Source organism: Sphingobacterium siyangense, from assembly GCF_023277505.1.
GTDB lineage: Bacteria > Bacteroidota > Bacteroidia > Sphingobacteriales > Sphingobacteriaceae > Sphingobacterium > Sphingobacterium siyangense.
In genome coordinates, this window is the sequence record NZ_CP080574.1 from 5,437,094 (window position 1) to 5,455,133 (window position 18,040).

Annotated in this window: 17 protein-coding genes; 11 read left to right on the top strand and 6 right to left on the bottom strand. The window is 39.8% G+C overall.

Features of this window, described 5'->3' with window-relative positions; genetic code table 11:
• Positions 1–386: 386 nt before the first annotated feature.
• From K2F45_RS22950 to K2F45_RS22960, 3 genes are all read left to right on the top strand, one after another.
• Complete coding sequence (locus K2F45_RS22950; RefSeq protein ID WP_248932501.1) at positions 387–1,430, top strand: prolyl oligopeptidase family serine peptidase; 1,044 nt, start codon at positions 387–389, stop codon at positions 1,428–1,430.
• A gap of 12 nt (positions 1,431–1,442) precedes the next feature.
• Positions 1,443–1,946, top strand: a complete 504-nt coding sequence (locus K2F45_RS22955; RefSeq protein WP_248932502.1) for a GNAT family N-acetyltransferase — start codon at positions 1,443–1,445, stop codon at positions 1,944–1,946.
• Between the two features lie 121 nt (positions 1,947–2,067).
• Positions 2,068–2,472 carry a hypothetical protein gene (locus K2F45_RS22960; RefSeq protein ID WP_248932503.1) on the top strand — a complete coding sequence of 135 codons (405 nt, stop codon included), beginning with the start codon at positions 2,068–2,070 and terminating at the stop codon, positions 2,470–2,472.
• A 61-nt stretch (positions 2,473–2,533) separates the two neighbouring features.
• On the opposite strand, the gene K2F45_RS22965 is transcribed toward K2F45_RS22960, so the two are convergent.
• Positions 2,534–3,352 (bottom strand): universal stress protein, encoded by an 819-nt coding sequence (locus tag K2F45_RS22965; RefSeq protein ID WP_120333307.1) that lies wholly within the window; start codon positions 3,350–3,352, stop codon positions 2,534–2,536.
• 117 nt (positions 3,353–3,469) lie between these two features.
• Positions 3,470–4,357, bottom strand: coding sequence for a sugar phosphate isomerase/epimerase family protein (locus tag K2F45_RS22970; protein ID WP_248932504.1), 888 nt, complete (start codon positions 4,355–4,357; stop codon positions 3,470–3,472).
• A gap of 264 nt (positions 4,358–4,621) precedes the next feature.
• On the opposite strand from K2F45_RS22970, the gene K2F45_RS22975 reads away from it, so the two are divergent.
• Both K2F45_RS22975 and K2F45_RS22980 read left to right on the top strand, forming a co-directional pair.
• Positions 4,622–4,804 (top strand): hypothetical protein, encoded by a 183-nt coding sequence (locus K2F45_RS22975; RefSeq protein ID WP_075994062.1) that lies wholly within the window; start codon positions 4,622–4,624, stop codon positions 4,802–4,804.
• A 481-nt stretch (positions 4,805–5,285) separates the two neighbouring features.
• Positions 5,286–5,759 (top strand): helix-turn-helix domain-containing protein, encoded by a 474-nt coding sequence (locus K2F45_RS22980; protein ID WP_075994063.1) that lies wholly within the window; start codon positions 5,286–5,288, stop codon positions 5,757–5,759.
• A gap of 8 nt (positions 5,760–5,767) precedes the next feature.
• Here the strand turns inward: K2F45_RS22980 and K2F45_RS22985 are convergent, their stop codons facing one another.
• The 3 genes from K2F45_RS22985 to K2F45_RS22995 form a co-directional block, all read right to left on the bottom strand.
• The gene (locus K2F45_RS22985; protein ID WP_157626211.1) at positions 5,768–6,823 is read right to left on the bottom strand and encodes a fatty acid desaturase; all 1,056 of its coding nucleotides are present in this window, start codon (positions 6,821–6,823) and stop codon (positions 5,768–5,770) included.
• Between the two features lie 462 nt (positions 6,824–7,285).
• Entirely contained in the window at positions 7,286–7,696 is a 411-nt protein-coding gene (locus K2F45_RS22990; RefSeq protein WP_075994065.1) for a hypothetical protein, read from the bottom strand.
• A gap of 230 nt (positions 7,697–7,926) precedes the next feature.
• Positions 7,927–9,789 carry a vWA domain-containing protein gene (locus K2F45_RS22995; protein WP_248932505.1) on the bottom strand — a complete coding sequence of 621 codons (1,863 nt, stop codon included), beginning with the start codon at positions 9,787–9,789 and terminating at the stop codon, positions 7,927–7,929.
• A gap of 81 nt (positions 9,790–9,870) precedes the next feature.
• On the opposite strand from K2F45_RS22995, the gene K2F45_RS23000 reads away from it, so the two are divergent.
• From K2F45_RS23000 to K2F45_RS23020, 5 genes are all read left to right on the top strand, one after another.
• Positions 9,871–10,449, top strand: a complete 579-nt coding sequence (locus tag K2F45_RS23000) for an RNA polymerase sigma factor (protein WP_075994067.1) — start codon at positions 9,871–9,873, stop codon at positions 10,447–10,449.
• Positions 10,436–11,707, top strand: coding sequence for a TonB family protein (locus K2F45_RS23005; protein ID WP_248932506.1), 1,272 nt, complete (start codon positions 10,436–10,438; stop codon positions 11,705–11,707). The genes K2F45_RS23000 and K2F45_RS23005 overlap by 14 nt, the downstream gene beginning before the upstream one ends.
• 180 nt (positions 11,708–11,887) lie before the next feature.
• Positions 11,888–13,858 (top strand): DUF3857 and transglutaminase domain-containing protein, encoded by a 1,971-nt coding sequence (locus tag K2F45_RS23010; protein WP_248932507.1) that lies wholly within the window; start codon positions 11,888–11,890, stop codon positions 13,856–13,858.
• 392 nt (positions 13,859–14,250) lie between these two features.
• Positions 14,251–14,802: a dihydrofolate reductase family protein gene (locus K2F45_RS23015; RefSeq protein ID WP_075994070.1), complete on the top strand. Its 552-nt coding sequence runs from the start codon at positions 14,251–14,253 to the stop codon at positions 14,800–14,802.
• The gene (locus tag K2F45_RS23020) at positions 14,792–15,325 is read left to right on the top strand and encodes a MepB family protein (RefSeq protein ID WP_083663754.1); all 534 of its coding nucleotides are present in this window, start codon (positions 14,792–14,794) and stop codon (positions 15,323–15,325) included. The genes K2F45_RS23015 and K2F45_RS23020 overlap by 11 nt, the downstream gene beginning before the upstream one ends.
• Here K2F45_RS23020 and K2F45_RS23025 read toward each other — a convergent pair.
• The gene (locus K2F45_RS23025) at positions 15,322–16,806 is read right to left on the bottom strand and encodes an aminotransferase-like domain-containing protein (protein ID WP_248932508.1); all 1,485 of its coding nucleotides are present in this window, start codon (positions 16,804–16,806) and stop codon (positions 15,322–15,324) included. The two genes, K2F45_RS23020 and K2F45_RS23025, sit on opposite strands and share 4 nt — an antisense overlap.
• A 143-nt stretch (positions 16,807–16,949) precedes the next feature.
• Between K2F45_RS23025 and bioB the strand changes: the two genes are divergently transcribed.
• On the top strand, positions 16,950–18,029 hold the full coding sequence (gene bioB / locus K2F45_RS23030; protein WP_248932509.1) for a biotin synthase BioB: 1,080 nt from the start codon (positions 16,950–16,952) through the stop codon (positions 18,027–18,029).
• Positions 18,030–18,040 lie beyond the last annotated feature (11 nt).

The window sequence follows — 18,040 nt, forward strand, 5'->3', positions numbered from 1 at the left end:
CTTAGCTAATTTTTTAGTGATTTTATGGCGACCGGAACTCGGTGAAAAATTCCTGCTTAGAAAAGTTCCTGTATAACTAAACGAAAAGACAAGCTATTTCGCTAAGATCTATCATCAATAACGCTGATGTCTCTTCGTTGAATGATCTAAGATGAGAAAAAAATAACACTATATAGTGAAATATTTGTTCAAATTAGTGTAAATTTTACTCATAAAACACAGAAATCGTGTAATTTACCTCTGTGATCGATATAAACCAGCCAGAAGCACAACAAGAAATGTCTCACATGTATGAATTGTTACCTTTATGAAGGGTAATTGTATTGCATATAAAAAGCAATTTATCTAAGTTTGACAAAAACAGATTTAATACATAGCCGATCGCCATGAAATTCATTCTTTTTATCTGCTTGCTATTCGCAACACAAGCTATCTTCGGACAGAATATCAGCGTCGTCAATAATGAATCCTCCCTTTTTGAACTTGAAAACCCGAACGGTAAAATTGATTTTTTAGTCATTGATCCTGATCCACAAATTAAGAAACCTCTGTTTTTATTTTGTCAGGGATCGTTACCCTTGCCGCTATACTTTAATTACAAAAAAGAGGGATTAAGTCTTTTTGGAGGAGGATTAACCAACTTTAACTACCAGGATATTATTAAATCGTATCATCTCGTTGTTATTTCAATGCCAGAAACTCCAGTTATCGTAGACGAATCTCAGCTTAATGACTCTTATTGGTATTATGGTGACTCAAAAGATAAAAATATCCCGAGTATAGCGTACCAAAAAGCAGACTATCTAGATAATTATGTAGACCGAGCCGTTGCAGTATTAGATTATCTTAGCGGAAAACCATGGGTCGATAATTCAAAATTAGTTGTATTCGGTCACTCTCAGGGTGGACACGTAGCCTCCAAACTAGCCTACCGCTATAAAAAAGTAAGTAAATTAGGCCTATCAGGAACTAATATATTCGGACGAATAGACCAAGATATACGACAAGCAAAACGCGATGTTCAAAAAGGAAAAATTTCCTGGCAACAAGCCGCTCAAAAAATTGAACAAACCTATGCGTTTTATAAAGATGCCAACAATCCAGAAAAATTAAAAAACAATCCCAATTTGCGTTCCTGGCAGTCATTTTCGCAACCTGCTATTGACGAACTATTGGCCTTTAATAAACCAATCTATCTCGTCTTCGGTACAGAAGACATTGTATCTGAATTAAATGATTTAGTACCTCTTTATTTTATAAAAAATCAGAAAAGCAACTTAACTATAAAACGCTATTATAATCAGGAACACAATTATTTTGAAGTTCAGAACGACGGCCGGCCCGATTACAACAAGCCCCATTGGAACGAGGTAATGAATGGCTTTTTAGCTTGGGCATTAGAATCAAACCAAACAGTAAACAACAATTAAACAGTACAAACCATGAATCAATTAAAATTTCGCGACGCAGCACAACATGATTTACCACGCATAGTAGAAATATACAACTCTACAATAGCCTCCCGCATGGTTACTGCAGACACTGCCCCGGTATCTGTTACCAGTAGACAAAAATGGTTTGACGAACATAACGCTTCGAAAAGACCTCTGTGGCTGATAGAAGATGAAAATAACCAGATACTTGGTTGGGTAAGTTTTCAATCTTTCTATGGTCGTCCAGCTTATGATGCAACAGTAGAAATCAGTATCTATTTGGACGAACAGCAGCGAGGTCGAGGCCTGGGTAAACAGATTCTTCAGTACTGCATTGATAAAGCTCCAGATTTAGGCGTACATACCTTATTGGGATTTATCTTTGCACACAATCTTCCAAGCATTGCATTATTTGAAAAAATGGGTTTCAGGGAATGGGCTAACCTACCCAATATAGCAACCTTAGATCAGGAAGAACGTAGTCTAAAAATATTAGGTATACGAATTAAATAATAGCATGACTACCTAAGCTGTCGCCAAAAATAAAATTGTTAAATTAAAGTATTAACTTGATAAGATCTATAATTCGGTAATATGAAACATTTAATCCAATTCTCCTTGATGTTGATTGCTTATGTATTTATTTTTTTCCAGCCCCCTGTTGGCACAAAATCCAGACCGTACTAAAACTATCCCGATCGCAAGTGATTCGGCATACAGCAAGATAATACAAGTGCTTCAGGATGGTGGTTATTTTATTGTACAGCTCGATCGGCCTTCGGGATTTATTCAAACCAGTACATATCTTGAAAACAATAATCTCCTAAGCAATAAAGAAGGAGAAAAATTAATTTTCAACTTCCTGATCAGCCCTTTACAAGCTAAAAGATCAAAAATAGTTCTAAATATATTTTCAATACAAAGGCGTAAAGGCGGGAGTTTTGACGCACCTAATTATTATGATGAAGATAAGGGAATCGTCCGGAACAATAAAGCCTACCAGCAAATTTGGGATAAGATACTCCCGCTATTTCAATAAGTACAATCAAGATAAAGCCCAGTTGATCTCAGCTCACCTGGGCTTTTATAGTTAAAAAGAATTAGATCGAGATTGTCAGCAAAGGAACATCCAGCCCCGAGGCCATCATACGCGTCTTACTTCGATGGGTCAATGAGCTCCAAAAACCGTACCTATAGGGGATCATAACCAACAGATCCGTACTGCTTTCTTTTACCTCGTCCCGGATAGCTTTTACGACCTCATTGGACGTTACATTTTTGTAGTAATAACTTACGATTCCCATCACGTCGTTGATGGTTTCTCGTGTTTCTTTTCCTTTTTCCTCATTTAGCTGCTCCACTGTTTTACGAATGTTGAGTACCTCCAGTACCGCACCAAACTCAGCGGCAAAATCCTTTACTTTTTCAAGAATTTCCTTTTGCACACCACGAACAATATCACAGGCAAAAAGAATATGCTCCAGACCCGTAAATTTTGCGCCGAGCGGAACTGAAAGGATTGGTATTTTTAACTTACTAATGGCTGCCGTGGTCGTATTGCCAAGCATATCTTGATCAAAGGAACGTTTGGCCATTCCCATCACCAACAAATCGGCATTCGTCTCATGGATGCACTTGGTAATCTGGTCATAAAACAAGCCTGCTGCCAGATATGGAATAGTCAAAACACCACTTTCGGCAGTAATAGCCTCGGCTTTACGTCGTAAAACCTTACTTTGATGTTCAAAAATCTTGAACATAGAATCGGGAGAAAGTCGAGCGTTCATCGCATGGATGGAAGGATTTTGAAGAGAAAATAAAACGAGCTCGTATTCTTTTCCTGCGAAAACTTCCATAATAAACTTTAAGGCATGTTCGGCCTCTTCAGCGTAGTCTGTGGCAACAATAATCCGTTTCATATGGTCTAATTTAATTCAATAAAAAATCCCTTTTTATTACATTCAAGTTAACGAAAAATAATAAATCTATCAAACGGAGAATTGTCTCAACTGGGTCAATTTTCTCCCGATTTCCGGCTATTTTAAGTAGCTAGCCTTCACAAAAGAAGCTTTTTTTAGATAATCAATACTTTGTTGTAAACCGGTGTAAATATCGTTACGTGTTTCTTCCAGCTCAACAAAAATATATTGCAGGCCAGCAACTTTTGAATTGTTAAAAATTGCATCAAAACCGACCATACCACTTTGACCAATTTCACGATGATCCTTAATATGTAAAGCCTTGAATCTGCCGGCATATTTATTGAAATAATCAACAGGACTAACTTGTCCCATTACGGCCCAATACACATCCATCTCGAAAAATACATTCTCAGGATTTGTATGCTCTATCATATAATCGTACATCACCTTATCTTCCACTTTTCTAAACTCATGCGAGTGGTTGTGATATCCGTATACGATTCCTTGCTGACGGCATTTCGCACCCACAGCATCAAGGTAGCGACATTGCGTTTCCAGATCCTTAAGTGTTTTAGGCACATCCATCCAAGGCGTAACAATGTATTTCATTCCCGCTGCCTTATGAGTAGCAATACATTCGTCCCACCATTTTAGCGATTCCGTAAAATCTCCAGAAGCAAGCTCCCTGTCTGATAAAGTCTTCGTTGCGTGTGATGAAATTACTTTCATTCCAGCTTTTTCTACTTTTGCCTTAAACTCTTGTGGACTCAAGTTATATAATTTACCATCCTTGTATCCAGCGGCTTCCACTCCTGTATAACTCAATGCTGAGATCTTTTGTAGAATTTGGTCGAAATTCGGGTTTTTCCCGATTTCTTCACGTACAGAATATAACTGTAGACCAATTTCCTTTTTTGCAGCTTTCTGTTGTGCAAATGTTGGACTAACAGCCAACATCATACATCCAGCTACCAATGTTCCGATAAGAGTTCTTCTTTTCATTTAGTGCTCAATTATTTATTATAGACTTCGTTCAACGCAAAATTATTTGTAAACGCAGGGTTTACAGGTTGTTTAGGTTTATCGCGTTAAATATAGCCGCAATGTATGCAAATACTCGAAAAAACACAATGCTTTACCGTTTTATTTATTCACATCGCGCACTCAGTGCCACAAAACAGGTCTTTTATATGAATTAAAAATTGGCCTAACTCAACGATTTACAGTCCACCGCTGTTCTACTTATGATAACAAACAAATTGAATCATGGAAAATAAATATGACATCCCCGAGCATAACGACCAAAAACAGGAGGAGAAATTACCTGATGTTGCCATTGAGGAAAAAGATGATGAACCCGCTGGACGAAATTTAAAACGTACACTTATCATCGCAGTCTGTGTATTGATCGTATTTTATCTGATTTATTATTTTATGAGTGGACGATAATGTGCAACTCACCACAGCTCCGGCGGAACTTGACGGATTCTTGGAAACCGAAGCTGGGCAAGCCGACTTGTTTCGCCATACACGATCTGGTAGAAACTGACCATAGAATTGGCCATCGTGCTGACGTGCGATGTCATTTACCTTAGCTCCGGTGGAACTTGACGGATTCTTGGAAACCGAAGCCAGGCAAATTGACATTTTTCTCTTACAGTATCTTGTTTTTCATATGCCTATGTCCCATTAAGATAGCGAACTATCGTTAAGGTTATTTACATAGGTTGGAGATATAAGGTGTGCTAGTAGTCACTCTAAAGATTCAGTTCTGGCACTCATTCAAAATCAACCTAGACTTTCATGAAATGATTCTTATCACCGATTAAAAACATCTGTTATAACAAATATAAAACAAAAAAGAATAAATGCAAATTTTTAAACAAAAAAATAAACTATATTTTGCGCAAATTGTCATTCATTTCGTTGCATGACGGATGAAGACAAAGCATTACTGGAAACAATTGGTTTACGCTTTCGCGCGAAACGAAATGATCTATATTATTCACTGCGGGATCTATCCCATCTAACGGGCATTTCTACAGGAACACTCAATGGCATAGAAAAGGGAAAAGACTTAACGCTCACAAATTTTTTAACCTTATGTCGTAGCCTGGAAATTCAACCAACGATATTTTTTCAGCATGATATTGTCTTTAATTCTCCTTACTCCCTACCTCCCGATGCACAGGAAAGAATCACGCTAAGCAAAAAACTGGATGACCTCGTCTATCATTCGGATTTTTTCTACTCAGCACGACGTGTTTCGGAGGTATTGGTCCAATTGGGTATTGACAAGAGTCAAAGCAATAAATTCTCTGTTTACCTATCAAACTATTGTGAAGAAGGAACTCTTGTCTATCAGCAGCACGGTAACTATAAAACCTATCGTAAAAAAAGGTAAAAAAATTATTAAACTTTTTTGTTGGAAAGTTCACGAAAACGGTTTGCCCTCCTAAATGTTCCCAAATCATTAAAACGAACCCCATACTTCCGTAAGATTTCTTGTGCCTTCTTACGACCCATATGACGTACGTAAAATGTTTCATTGACAACAAAATGATGGATGCTATGTGTCCAGCCAAAAAAGAAACAAAACAATTGCATCGGAAAAGTCCACCAAACTGTCAATACCTGCGTTTGCTCAATAACATTTCCAGCTTCGACATCGCCAAAATAATGCATGTTTGACGTAATAAAATGTAAACAAAATTGGCGTAATAAGTTTGGTAATAGAATAACATAAATGATCCAATGCAGACTTATCAACATGTTATCAACATAATGTGGAAAACTCAAATCCACCCCAAAAACCTCTCTTAACCAATCAAATAATAGGTCTGCAAAGAAGAAATATAAGATCACATGTGCAAAAATTGTTACTGGAACAATGCTTAAAAACATAATCCGTTTTAGTTTTGAAGAAGTCTCCAATTTTAGATTCCCATTTTTCACCTCTTTGTCCATATCATTAAACATACGATGCAGCCGAAAGAGCCCGCCCAATACAACATCGGCCGTTGTTACCAAACGTTTGATCGACCATTGCTCGCCATTCGTCACACTGCGTTCCTCAACATCATGTAATGTACCCGAAAATTTATGATGATGATGATGCAAGGTCCTGCGTATCCAGGGATTGACAGTCAATGGGCGTAATATCCATACACTAAAAAGCATAAAATGATGAACCACTTTTTGTCTTTTAAAATAAAGCCAGTGAATCAGATCATGTTCTATTTCATGTAAAACACCCATAAAAAAGGCATTACTGACAATCATAAGCCAAGCCGGAACAAGAGCGCGAGACCAAGCTATCGATACAACAACAATGGCCAGGATCGCTAGTGCAAATATGGCCATTCCGATACTGTTCTGACTTTTTAAGATAGGGTACATTCCTTTAAGCTGTTGATAGGAAAGATTTATTTCCCTCCTAATCTGGCTCGACTTTTCCTGATGTCTCAATTCGATGTGATTTTATCGGTAAAAATAAGGATTTTTTCGCAGACATCTAAGCAGCTGACGGGACTAATCGAAGCATGAATAGCAGCTATCTCGGAAATATAAGCTTGGAAAGAGGATAAAGGCACTCCAGGGAAACAAATTCATCAACAGGAGAAATAAAACCATTCGAAAATAAGAACACAACACACTTAATTACAATAAGATAACAACATTTTAACCCTGAATTCATGTAAACACCTTAAATTAGTATAAACGATGTGATTTACAATCGATGGTTTCAACAGCCACATCAATTTCGGCCATGAAGCCAATCGTCTTTATATCTAGTAGGCATTTGGTTACCCCCTCAGCAATCCTCAACACATATCCATGTGCAAGCCCTACTACTTTCTCTATTCAGTTCGGCAAGCTCATACCTTGCCGAACATTCTATTACCCATCGGATCAGCCCCACCATGTGACTTAACTGCCAAAAGGATCTGTCTTTTTTTCGGTTTTTACGATTTTAATCAGATGCTCCAACGCATTTTTCAGACGTTTGGCATCCTCTTCCGTTTGGATTGCCCATAAAATTTCATCCGTACTTGGCGAGGACTTAAATCGAATTTGATAACCAGATTTTACTCTTGCGATGACAAGTACATCTGATTTGGCAATATCACTTCGAAAATGCTGGCCACTGGAAAGAAAGACTGTTAACACCTTCCCGTCTACCGTCACCGTATCAATTTTTGTATCCTTATAATGGTAAGCAACCTTATATAGCTTATTAATATAGGCCATGGTCTGTTGTTTATTCAAGCTCGCATTTTGGGCTACCGACGGTACTGTAATACCAATAGCCAAAAGAAAGCACAAGAAAAAATTCTTCATTTATCTAGCATTTTTTATTTCCTTACACCGCAACAACGTATCGCTCAGATTGTACTTGCTTACCACATATCACGTAACGACAATCAGCAGAAGCAAAATACGTTCCTTTTATTGATGACCAAAAATATAGATTTTATTTACTTTTTTGGCTATTGTCCCACAAACTAAACTATTTCCAGCAGCAGCATTTCGATTGCTGCTACTGAAAATCCTTATTTAGTCATTTTTATTTATTCTTTCGATCTCGATAAATCCCGGGCATTTTCTGCAATACGGATAAATTCAGCACGATAACCTTCCTCATCTTTGCCTTTAGAAGCTTTTGCTCGCGCTATGAGCTGATCAAAATTGGCCTTTTGCTTAAAATCAGAATCACGAAGTAATAGACCTAGTTCCGCTACCGCTGTTACGAATCGTAAATCTTCACTCACACTGTTCAATTCCGTAACAGAAGTTCCGACCACCTTTTGCTGCAACTTGCTTTTCTCCCCTTCAGGCTCCTTATACCGAAATTTAACTGTTGCCAGTTCAGCATTTCTCCGTCCGGCTGCCTGATCCGCTTGCTGTTGATATTTTAAGGGATCTACCGTTCCGATCCCCCCCGACTCTACACCGACAGGTACAATTTCATATAAGGCTGTCACCACATGTCCTACGCCCATATCACCACCCATCTTTTGATCATTATTAAAATCCTCAGCCTCCAACAAGCGGTTTTCGTATCCCACTAAACGGTATGCCTGCACATAACTGGGATTAAATTCGACCTGAATCTTGACATCTTTAGCAACGGTAAACAAAGTTCCCCCAAATTCGGTTACCATCGCTTTTCGTGCCTCAGAAATATTGTCTATATAGGCATAATTCCCATGCCCTTTGTCGGCAAGGATTTCCATCTTACTGTCCTTCAGATTTCCCATGCCATACCCCAATACTGTGAGGAAAACCCCCGATTTACTTTCTTTGGAAATTAATTCTTCCATCGATTCGTCACTACTCTCCCCAACATTGAAATCGCCGTCACTGGCCAAAATGATCCGGTTGTTTCCTCCTTTAATAAATTGTTGCTTCGCAATTTCATAAGCCTTCTTAATTCCTGCAGCACCAGCAGTACTTCCACCGGCTTCCAGCTCCTCAATAGCCGATTTTATTTTCATCTTTTCATCACCAGGCGTACTCTCCAGTTTTACCACTGCCGATCCAGCATAGGTCACAATGGCTACATGGTCCACAGCACGAAGCTGATCGACCAACATTTTCAACGAAGCTTTCACCAAAGGTAGACGCCCCGGTCCCATCATTGACCCCGACACATCGATCAAAAACACCAAATTGGAAGCTTTAAGATTCTCCGTCGGAATATCTTTCGCCTTTAACGTGACGCGCATAAGCTGATGCGTTGTATTCCAGGGTGCCTTCGTCAATTCGGTGACGATATTTACAGGTTCACCATTTTTAGGTCCAGCCACTTGATACTGAAAGTAATTGATCATCTCTTCAACCCGTACTGCGTCTTTTTCAGGCAGAGTTCCCGAATTGATAAATCGACGCACATTACTATAGGAAGCAGCATCAACATCGGCTGCAAAGGTCGATAAAGGCTCTTTACGTGGATTGATAAAGCTATTTTCCTTCAACTTTTGATAAGATTCTTGGTTCTGATTGGGCACATACGCCGTTCCTCTAATATACAAACCCGATACTTGCCCAGACAAAGCTGCATTAACATTCATCACCGATGCCGTCTGACGCTTCGCCTTGTGCTCATATCCGGTCACCACAACCTCATCCAGCGCATTATTTTGCTGCACCAACGCCACATCAACCTTTGACCGATGGTTGACCGCTATCCGCTGCTCAAGATATCCGATATAACTAAAAATCAAGATGTTTTTACCATCAAGGACTTGAATACGATAGTTTCCCTTGTCATCGGTCTGCACATGTGCTTTGGTTGCAGCATTGTTCACCTGTACCCCCACAATTGCCATTCCTGTATTCGCATCGACAACCTTCCCCCTAACCTCATATCCTTGCTTGGCATATCCGCCTAAGGATAGCAACAAGCCTATTACAAAAAGTATTGCTCTCATATCTTTTACATTTTTGCCAAGGGATGCCTCAAATATTAAATTTCCATAAACCAGAAAAAAAAAATATTTTTAACCAATAAAATGTTCGCATTCAAGTCGTCAAAAATAGATACAGCACAAGACCACGAGCTCTTGCTGCACTACCAGGAGTCTAAGGAGCTCCAGGTATTGGGTGATCTATACCAACGACATACGGAGATGGTATACTATGTTTGCTTACGGTATCTCCAAGATTCCGAATTGAGTAAAGATGCTGTCATGAATATCTTTGAAGAATTAATACACAAAGTCAACAAACAAGAAATCAAGGACTTCCCAAGGTGGCTTTATGTATTAAGCAAGAACCATTGTCTGATGTATTTGAGGTCTCAAAAGAACAAAACTCAAATTTCTTTGGATGAATTTGTGAAATTTCCGGGAGACATGCATCAGTATGAACAATATGATGAAAAAGAAGAACAGCTAACAGCCATGGAAGGCTGTCTGGGAAAATTACCAGACAAACAGCAACAGTCGGTTAGACTCTTCTTTTTGGAGGAAAAATGTTACAAAGAGATTAGTGAATCTACCGGTTATAGCTTGAACGAAGTAAAAAGCTATATTCAGAATGGAAAACGGAATTTAAAAAATTGCATGGAGGCTTGGAATGAGCAACAGTAATTACGACATAGCATACTTAAAGAAATACGTCAACGGCGAACTATCTCCTACGGAGATGTATGCGCTTGAACGGGAGGCGCAACGTGACCCCATGTTGGCGGATATTCTTATAGGTATTGAAATGGATCAGAATAAAACCGTACTTACAACAATCAACAACCAAATTGCACAACGTGTTCAGAAAGATAATACCGCTAAAATAACGGTCTTTGATTGGAAGAGACTTGCCATCGCCGCAGCGGCAGTGATCGTGTTGGGGATTGGTCTCCTCCTTTACCGTCAACAGGACAAAAATTCATCCGAAGCGAGGCGTACCGCTGAAGTAAGTGTTACACAGGAAAAACCCAAAACAAAGGTTACAGCAGCAGATTCTATCATTCCTTCAGATGATATTGCATCAAAAATAGGATCTCAAGATCATTCGCCACAATTAGCAGATAATAACAGACCGCGGCTTCATGAACAGCACCCACTGGAAGAGGTGACCGTTTTATCCCAGGAACCCTCCCTACGTGTAAAATCACTGGAAGAAATGAAGGAAGGTCTCAATAATGATCGCCCTGTATTTGGATTAAGACCTACAGACAGTACAATTGTTATCGGTTATGCGCCAATGGCAAAGAAAAAAGATGCTTCCCAAACGATTATGATTCGAGGAACCTCAAGTTTAAACAATGCACTTGCAGGCAGAGCTCCAGGTATTTCGATCCCACAACAACAAGGTACACCGCTACAACTTACAATTCGGGACAAAGAGACAGGCTTACCTATTTCGGGAGTGACAATCATTCAACCCAATAGCAAGTTTGCGACGAATACCGACGCACAGGGTCAAGCTACCATCCAACCCAGTACAATGGATTCACTCGTCGACATCATGGCGCTGGGCTACAATTCTGTTGCATTGAATATGCGTCGCAGCAAAAATACAACGATCAAACTGCAACCTTCCGGCGCCACACTTGATGAAGTCGTCGTCACAACGATGTCTTCACGCAAATCAAAGAGTGCCGAACCGATCTGGGGCTGGAGATCGTTCAACAATTATATCAAGAAAAAAACAGCTAAAAGTCGTTATGAGGGCACTGTCCGTTTAAGCTTCTATATCGATAAAGATGGACTCCCAACAAATATCAGCGTTCTCCAAAGTGCAAATGATTACCTCGATGCCAAAGCCAAAGAGATTCTACTTTCGGGACCAAAATGGAAAGGGGAAGACTACCGCTATGTCACGTTAAGCTTCGAATTCACCTTGTAAGGATGCGATCTGAGCACATCCTATCTAATTACAACACAAGTTTATCTCGCTATCGGGACAAATAAGCAATCGCAATTGATCGATCCATTTATCTTTTCAACCAATTTAATTTATAAGGGTTTGGATTTAAAATTATTTCATACTTTAGTGTTATAATTCTTAACCATACAGTCATTTTTTATGAAAAGTTTTTTCACTGGCCTCCTCCTGCTTAGTGGTGTATACCTACAAGCGCAAGATTTTTCGTTCGGTAAAATAAAAAAGGAAGATTTTGCCATTACTGTTGATAAAATAGATACGGCAGCAAATGCCTTTGTCTTACGCGAATACGGTTCAGCCGAAGTAAGTTACAACAAGAATAAAGGTTTAGTCGTTGAATTTTTCAAACATGTTCGCATTAAAATATTAAATAAGGAAGCTTATGATTATGCTAATTTCAGCATCCCGCTATATAAAAGTGGGAACGACCGGGAAGTCCTTATGGACATCAAGGGGGCGTCCTATCACCTTGTCGGTGATAAGGTCGTGGAAACAGAAATGACCAAAGCGAATATTTTTAACGAAAACGCCTCAGAAAACTATGCGGTAACGAAAGCGGCTATACCACAAGTTCAGGAAGGTACAATTATCGAATACCGTTACCGTACGGAATCCCCATTTATCTTTAACCTAAATGCTTGGGAATTTCAGGAAGATCTTCCGAAACTTTATAGCCAATACGTCACGCGTATTCCCGAGATCTGCCATTATAAAGCCAATTTAAAAGGTGGGCTTGCTGTCAGCGACAGGAAGGTAGAAAACTACAACACAGGCCTGGATTCTCAAGTTGGTGAAGTCCTAGGTAGTAAAACTACCTACACCATGGAAAATATCCCGGCTTTCCACACGGAAGATTACATGACCTCGTCCAAAAATTTCAGGTCAATTATCTTCTTCGAACTCGGCAGATATAGCGTTCCAATGGGACCAACAAAAGACTTCTCGCTCACATGGGAAAATGTCAGAGATAAACTTGTACAGGACGAAAGTTTTGGTGGACAAGTAAAGCGAAAAACCGCATTGAAGGAGTTCATTGAACCGGTATTGCAGGATTCAAAAGATGACCTGGAGAAAGCGGTACGACTGTATACCTACTTCCAGAAACAAATAAAATGGAATAACCGCCATTCGATCTACGCAAAAAATATCAAAGAAGCCATCGAAAAAAGAACAGGCAATAGCGCCGATATTAACCTTGGACTGGTCAATGCCTTACGTTATGCGAAACTAGATGCCATCCCTGTTATTTTATCGACACGTGAGAATGGCTATGCAGGGCTCTATGCACCAGCGATATCAGAGTTCAACCATGTCATTGCCCAGGTAAAAATAGGTGAAAACTACTACCTGCTGGATGCGACCTCTCCCTATGAGATGTTTGGAAATATTCCAATGAAATGTATTAACTTTCAGGGAAGATCAATTCCCCTGGAAGGCGAATCTGACTGGGTAAAGCTCGAGGCAAATCTTGCATCTACTTACAGTAACTTCTTCTACGGTGAACTGTCGGAAGATGGTGCATTAAAAGGAAAATGGATTACCTCACGTAACGGTTACGGTGCTTCCAAAATGCGTGAACGCCTTCAAGGAAGTAATTCTGAAGAAGAATTCTACGAAAAAATAGATGAAGAAAACAATCGCATCAAAATCAATAGTTTTAAAGTATCGAATCGGGAATCTCTTGACAAACCACTAACGGAGGAGTTTGAAATTGAGATTAAGAATTTTGCAACCCTGCAAAATGAACAACTTCTATTCAATCCTTATATTGACACCAAAATGTCCAAGAATCCCTTCAACCTAACTGAGCGGAATTATCCGATCGACTTTGGTTCTTTAGTCCAAGAAGAGTGCTACATTGAAATCAAACTACCAAAAGGCTATGCATATCCAACGGAAGGAAAGTTAAAAAATATCAGTATGGCTCTTCCTGAACGTGCGGCCCGATATATTTTCAAAATCAATAATACAACACCGGATGTTCTGATAATAGAATCTGCAACACAATTAAACAAACCCTTGTTTATGCCGGAAGAGTATTTTGATTTAAAAGAGTTTTTCAGCCGAATCATCCAGGCAGAAAAATTAGATGTTGTACTCAAAAAAATATAACAATATCGCTTAACACAAATTTCATTTTATATTGACGATTAGCTTAAATAAGGATGATAACTTTGAATATCAAAAAAATAGTAAAATGATTAAAGATTCAGATTTATTCGAACTAGAGAATACCTTCCTTGGTGAAGGTTTCGAATTAGATGGTGATGATATTATCACCGATGAAGACTAGGTCTTCACTTCTTTAGCAAGTATTATTCCCCTTATATAATCTCAAAGCCCAGACATTCTTTGCTGGGCTTTTTCTTTGCTCCGTTGTTCGGCAATTTGGCCAAAACTTATTATTTCTCTATCTTTATGTCATCCTGACAATCCGCCGTTGAGCTAACCCAGCTTCTATTTTTACAGGAACGCAAGTAACAGGTTTAAATCAAATAACACACATGAGAAAAATAATATTGGATCTGGCCATGACCCTAGATGGCTTTATCGAAGGCTCACAGGGAGAGGTTGACTGGTGCATTATGGATGATGACATGGATTTCGATGGCTTTTTGGCTTCGGTCGATACCATCTTTTATGGCCGGGTAAGCTATGATGCCTGGGGTAATTTCCAGCCGCACGCTAAGGCCGATGAAACAGAAATAAATCTTTGGAAAAATGTCCATGCGAAGAAAAAATATGTTTTTTCTAGTCAGGCAAGGCAAGATGAAAACGCTACCTTCATCCAGACTGAGATCACTAAACAAGTTCAGGAAATAAAAGCACAGCCCGGAAAGGATATTTGGCTATATGGTGGAGCGCGTCTAATTAAAACATTCATTCAAGCTAACCTTGTTGACATCTATCGCATTTCCGTTCACCCTATTGCCCTGGGAAGTGGCAAGCCTTTATTCGAAAACTTACCTGAACGACTATCCCTAAAACTTGTTCAAAGCGTCACATTCAAATCGGGAGTTGTTCAGTTAATCTATACCCCCCAACATGAATCTTAACCATCAGGCAACCCCACAGATCGCTGATGATATGATCAGGAAAGTGATAGATCAACTCGAAAGCATACTTATGCTTCGTTGCTCTAGCCTATCACAAGATCAAACAGGCAGAGCCTATTATGGTTTTAATTTTCAACTGGGCAACAAAAACTTCAAATTTAGAAAGGCCAAGATAACACCAAAAAAAGTAGGATTATTCGTTGCTCTTTGGAAACGTGACAGCGATGGTCAGACCATTCCCTTTACTGCAGATGATCCTTTCGATTATTACCTTATTTTGGTTGAGCAAGACCAGCATTGCGGCCTATTTGTCTTTCCAAAACAGGCGTTAGTTGAACATACAATCCTCACAGCGGGTTCTCAAATGGGCAAACGCGGATTCCGTATTTATCCAGATTGGAGCATGCCAACGAACAAACAGGCTACCAAAAGTAAACAATGGCAGCACACATACTTTGTGGATTTCTGTGGTCCCCACCAAGAAGCCAAAAACAAATTGACCCATATACTGCAAAGCAGCTAGTCGATATTTTCGACCAAATCAGCATAAGCTGCACGCAACAAAGAAATTGCCGCCACCATACTTTGTTCGTCAAGATGAGCAAACCCCAACCGCAATGCAGTGACCGTTTTATTTTGATAAAGGCAATTACTCGGCAACAAAAGTCCCTGCGACCGCACTTTCTCTTGCAAGGCTGTCAGCGAAACAACCTTATTAAACTGTATCCAAAAGGCCAGTCCCGAGGCCGGGACGTCAAACCTGATTTTATCTTCAAAATGCCGTAACAGCAATTGTGCAAACAATTCTTTTCGCTCAGCAATTGTTTTCTGAAATTTACGCTGGTACCGGAAGATATCACCCTGGTGGATAATCTCGCCCAATGTCTTCTCGATCATAAAATTCGGCTTTCCGAAGATGTTCAAATACTTTTTTCCCTCTTCCAACAGATCCTGAGGTGCGATCAAAAAATTCATTTGGAAACCAGGGTCAAAGAAACTACCGAAAGCACCTGTATAAATCACGCGGTTACCGCCATTTTTCCGGAAAAGTGATTCACCTTTCTCCTTAAAAAAAGAAGACTCAAAATCTACATCATCCTCAATAATAATAAAGTTATACTGCTCGGCCAACTGTAACAGTTGAATTTTCCTTCGCTCGGAAAGGTTAACCGTCGTCGGATACTGACACCTGGTATTGAGGTAAACACACCTGATTTCCCCGGGTTTAAATTGATCTCCGATCTTATCTACAATCATCCCCTCCGCATCTACCGGAATGGTTTTTAGCTTGGCCCCAGCTTGATTAAAGATCATGTTAGGTAGAAAATAACTTAAATTTTCCACCAACACAATATCGTCGGGCCGGATCAATAATCGGGATAAAATTGAAAAAATCTGCTCCCTGCTGGCAATCGGCAACAAGAAATTCCGGGAAAGATGAAATCCTCTTGTTAAATTCAGATAATAGCTTAACTGATCCCTAAAAAACAAATTTCCCTCAGTCGTCGTCGGAAAGTCATCACTTTTCTTTTTCCGTTTCACCATGGATGCATAAAAACGCACTAGTTCCTCCGCTCCAATGACATTATAATCAGGTGTTCCGTCCGTAAAATAGTACCTTTCGGGAACCTCTGAAATAGGCATATCCAATATGAGTTCCTTCCTAAAAAAGTAAGGCGCAAAATCAGGTGGCTGTCTAAATGCTTCAATCGCCGACCCGGAAGTACCGATAAGCTCAGGATTTTTCACAAAAGTCCCGCGATTAGGTAAAATTTTTACCCAGCCCTGTTCCTGCAATTCCGCTAAAGCGGCTACAATAGTTTTTCGGTGCACGCTCAGTTCTTCAGCAATCTTCCGGCTTCCGGGCAACAGATCTCCTTCTTCCAATAAATTTCGCTTGACGGCATTGATAAATTGATAAACGATCTGTAGATAGATGGCATCTTCCTTACGGCGATCTATCTTAATAATGGAATGAAAACCTATACTAACCGGACTACTCATTATGTTTATTTCGGACTACCAAAGTTATCATTTAAACTATAATCTTTGCAATCATCATGAAAAAATAATCGCATTGAATTACGAAATCCGAATGGTCATTAAGTAAAATAGATTTGATTTTAGCATAAAAACTTAGCATTAATATGGAAACAAAACCAAAATGGACGCAGGAAGAAGTTGTCGCTTTATACAACAAACCAATAATGGACCTGCTTTATGAAGCGGCATCGATACATCGGAAATATCACGACCCCAACAAAGTACAAGTATCCACATTGATATCCATAAAAACAGGTGGGTGCCCCGAAGACTGCGCCTATTGTCCCCAGGCCGCACGTTACCATACGAATGTAAAATCGGAAGGCTTAATGAGTGTAGAGCAGGTAAAAGAGCAGGCACTAGCGGCCAAAGCTGGAGGTAGCTCAAGGATTTGTATGGGGGCCGCCTGGCGCAATGTTAAAGATGGCCCTGAGTTTGACCATGTACTTGATATGGTCCGAACACTGAATAGACTTGACATGGAAGTCTGCTGCACGCTAGGAATGCTGACCGAAAACCAAGCACAACGTCTTTCAGAAGCTGGACTATACGCCTACAACCACAACGTCGATTCCTCTGCCGATTACTATAAGGAAATTATCTCGACCAGAAGCTATGACGATCGCCTTCAAACGATCGAAAATATCCGTAAAACAAACATAACCGTATGTAGTGGTGGTATTATTGGGATGGGAGAAAGTATAGACGACCGTGCCGCGATGTTGATCACACTTGCTTCACTCATTCCACAACCCGAATCGGTACCGATCAATGCGCTCGTTCCTGTAAGCGGTACTCCAATGGAGGTCATGGAAACAGTTTCGATATGGGAAATGGTACGCATGGTGGCTACAGCCCGAATTTTATTGCCCACCACACAAGTTCGCCTTTCTGCAGGACGTACCAACATGAGTACAGAGGGACAAGCGTTATGTTTTTTCGCGGGAGCAAATTCGATTTTCTCAGGTGACAAACTCCTCACCACGCCCAATCCCGACGTCAACGAAGATATGGACATGTTTAAAACATTAGGTTTGGTAGCACAACAGCCTTTCGAAAAAAGAAATCAACCCGAAACCATCGCAACTGAGATGGCACATTACCATGATCTTGGTGAACGGCCAAAATGGTCAAGACCCGAACATAAAATCCAGCGCAACATCGCTAAGCAGCAAAACAAATAACAGAACTAATT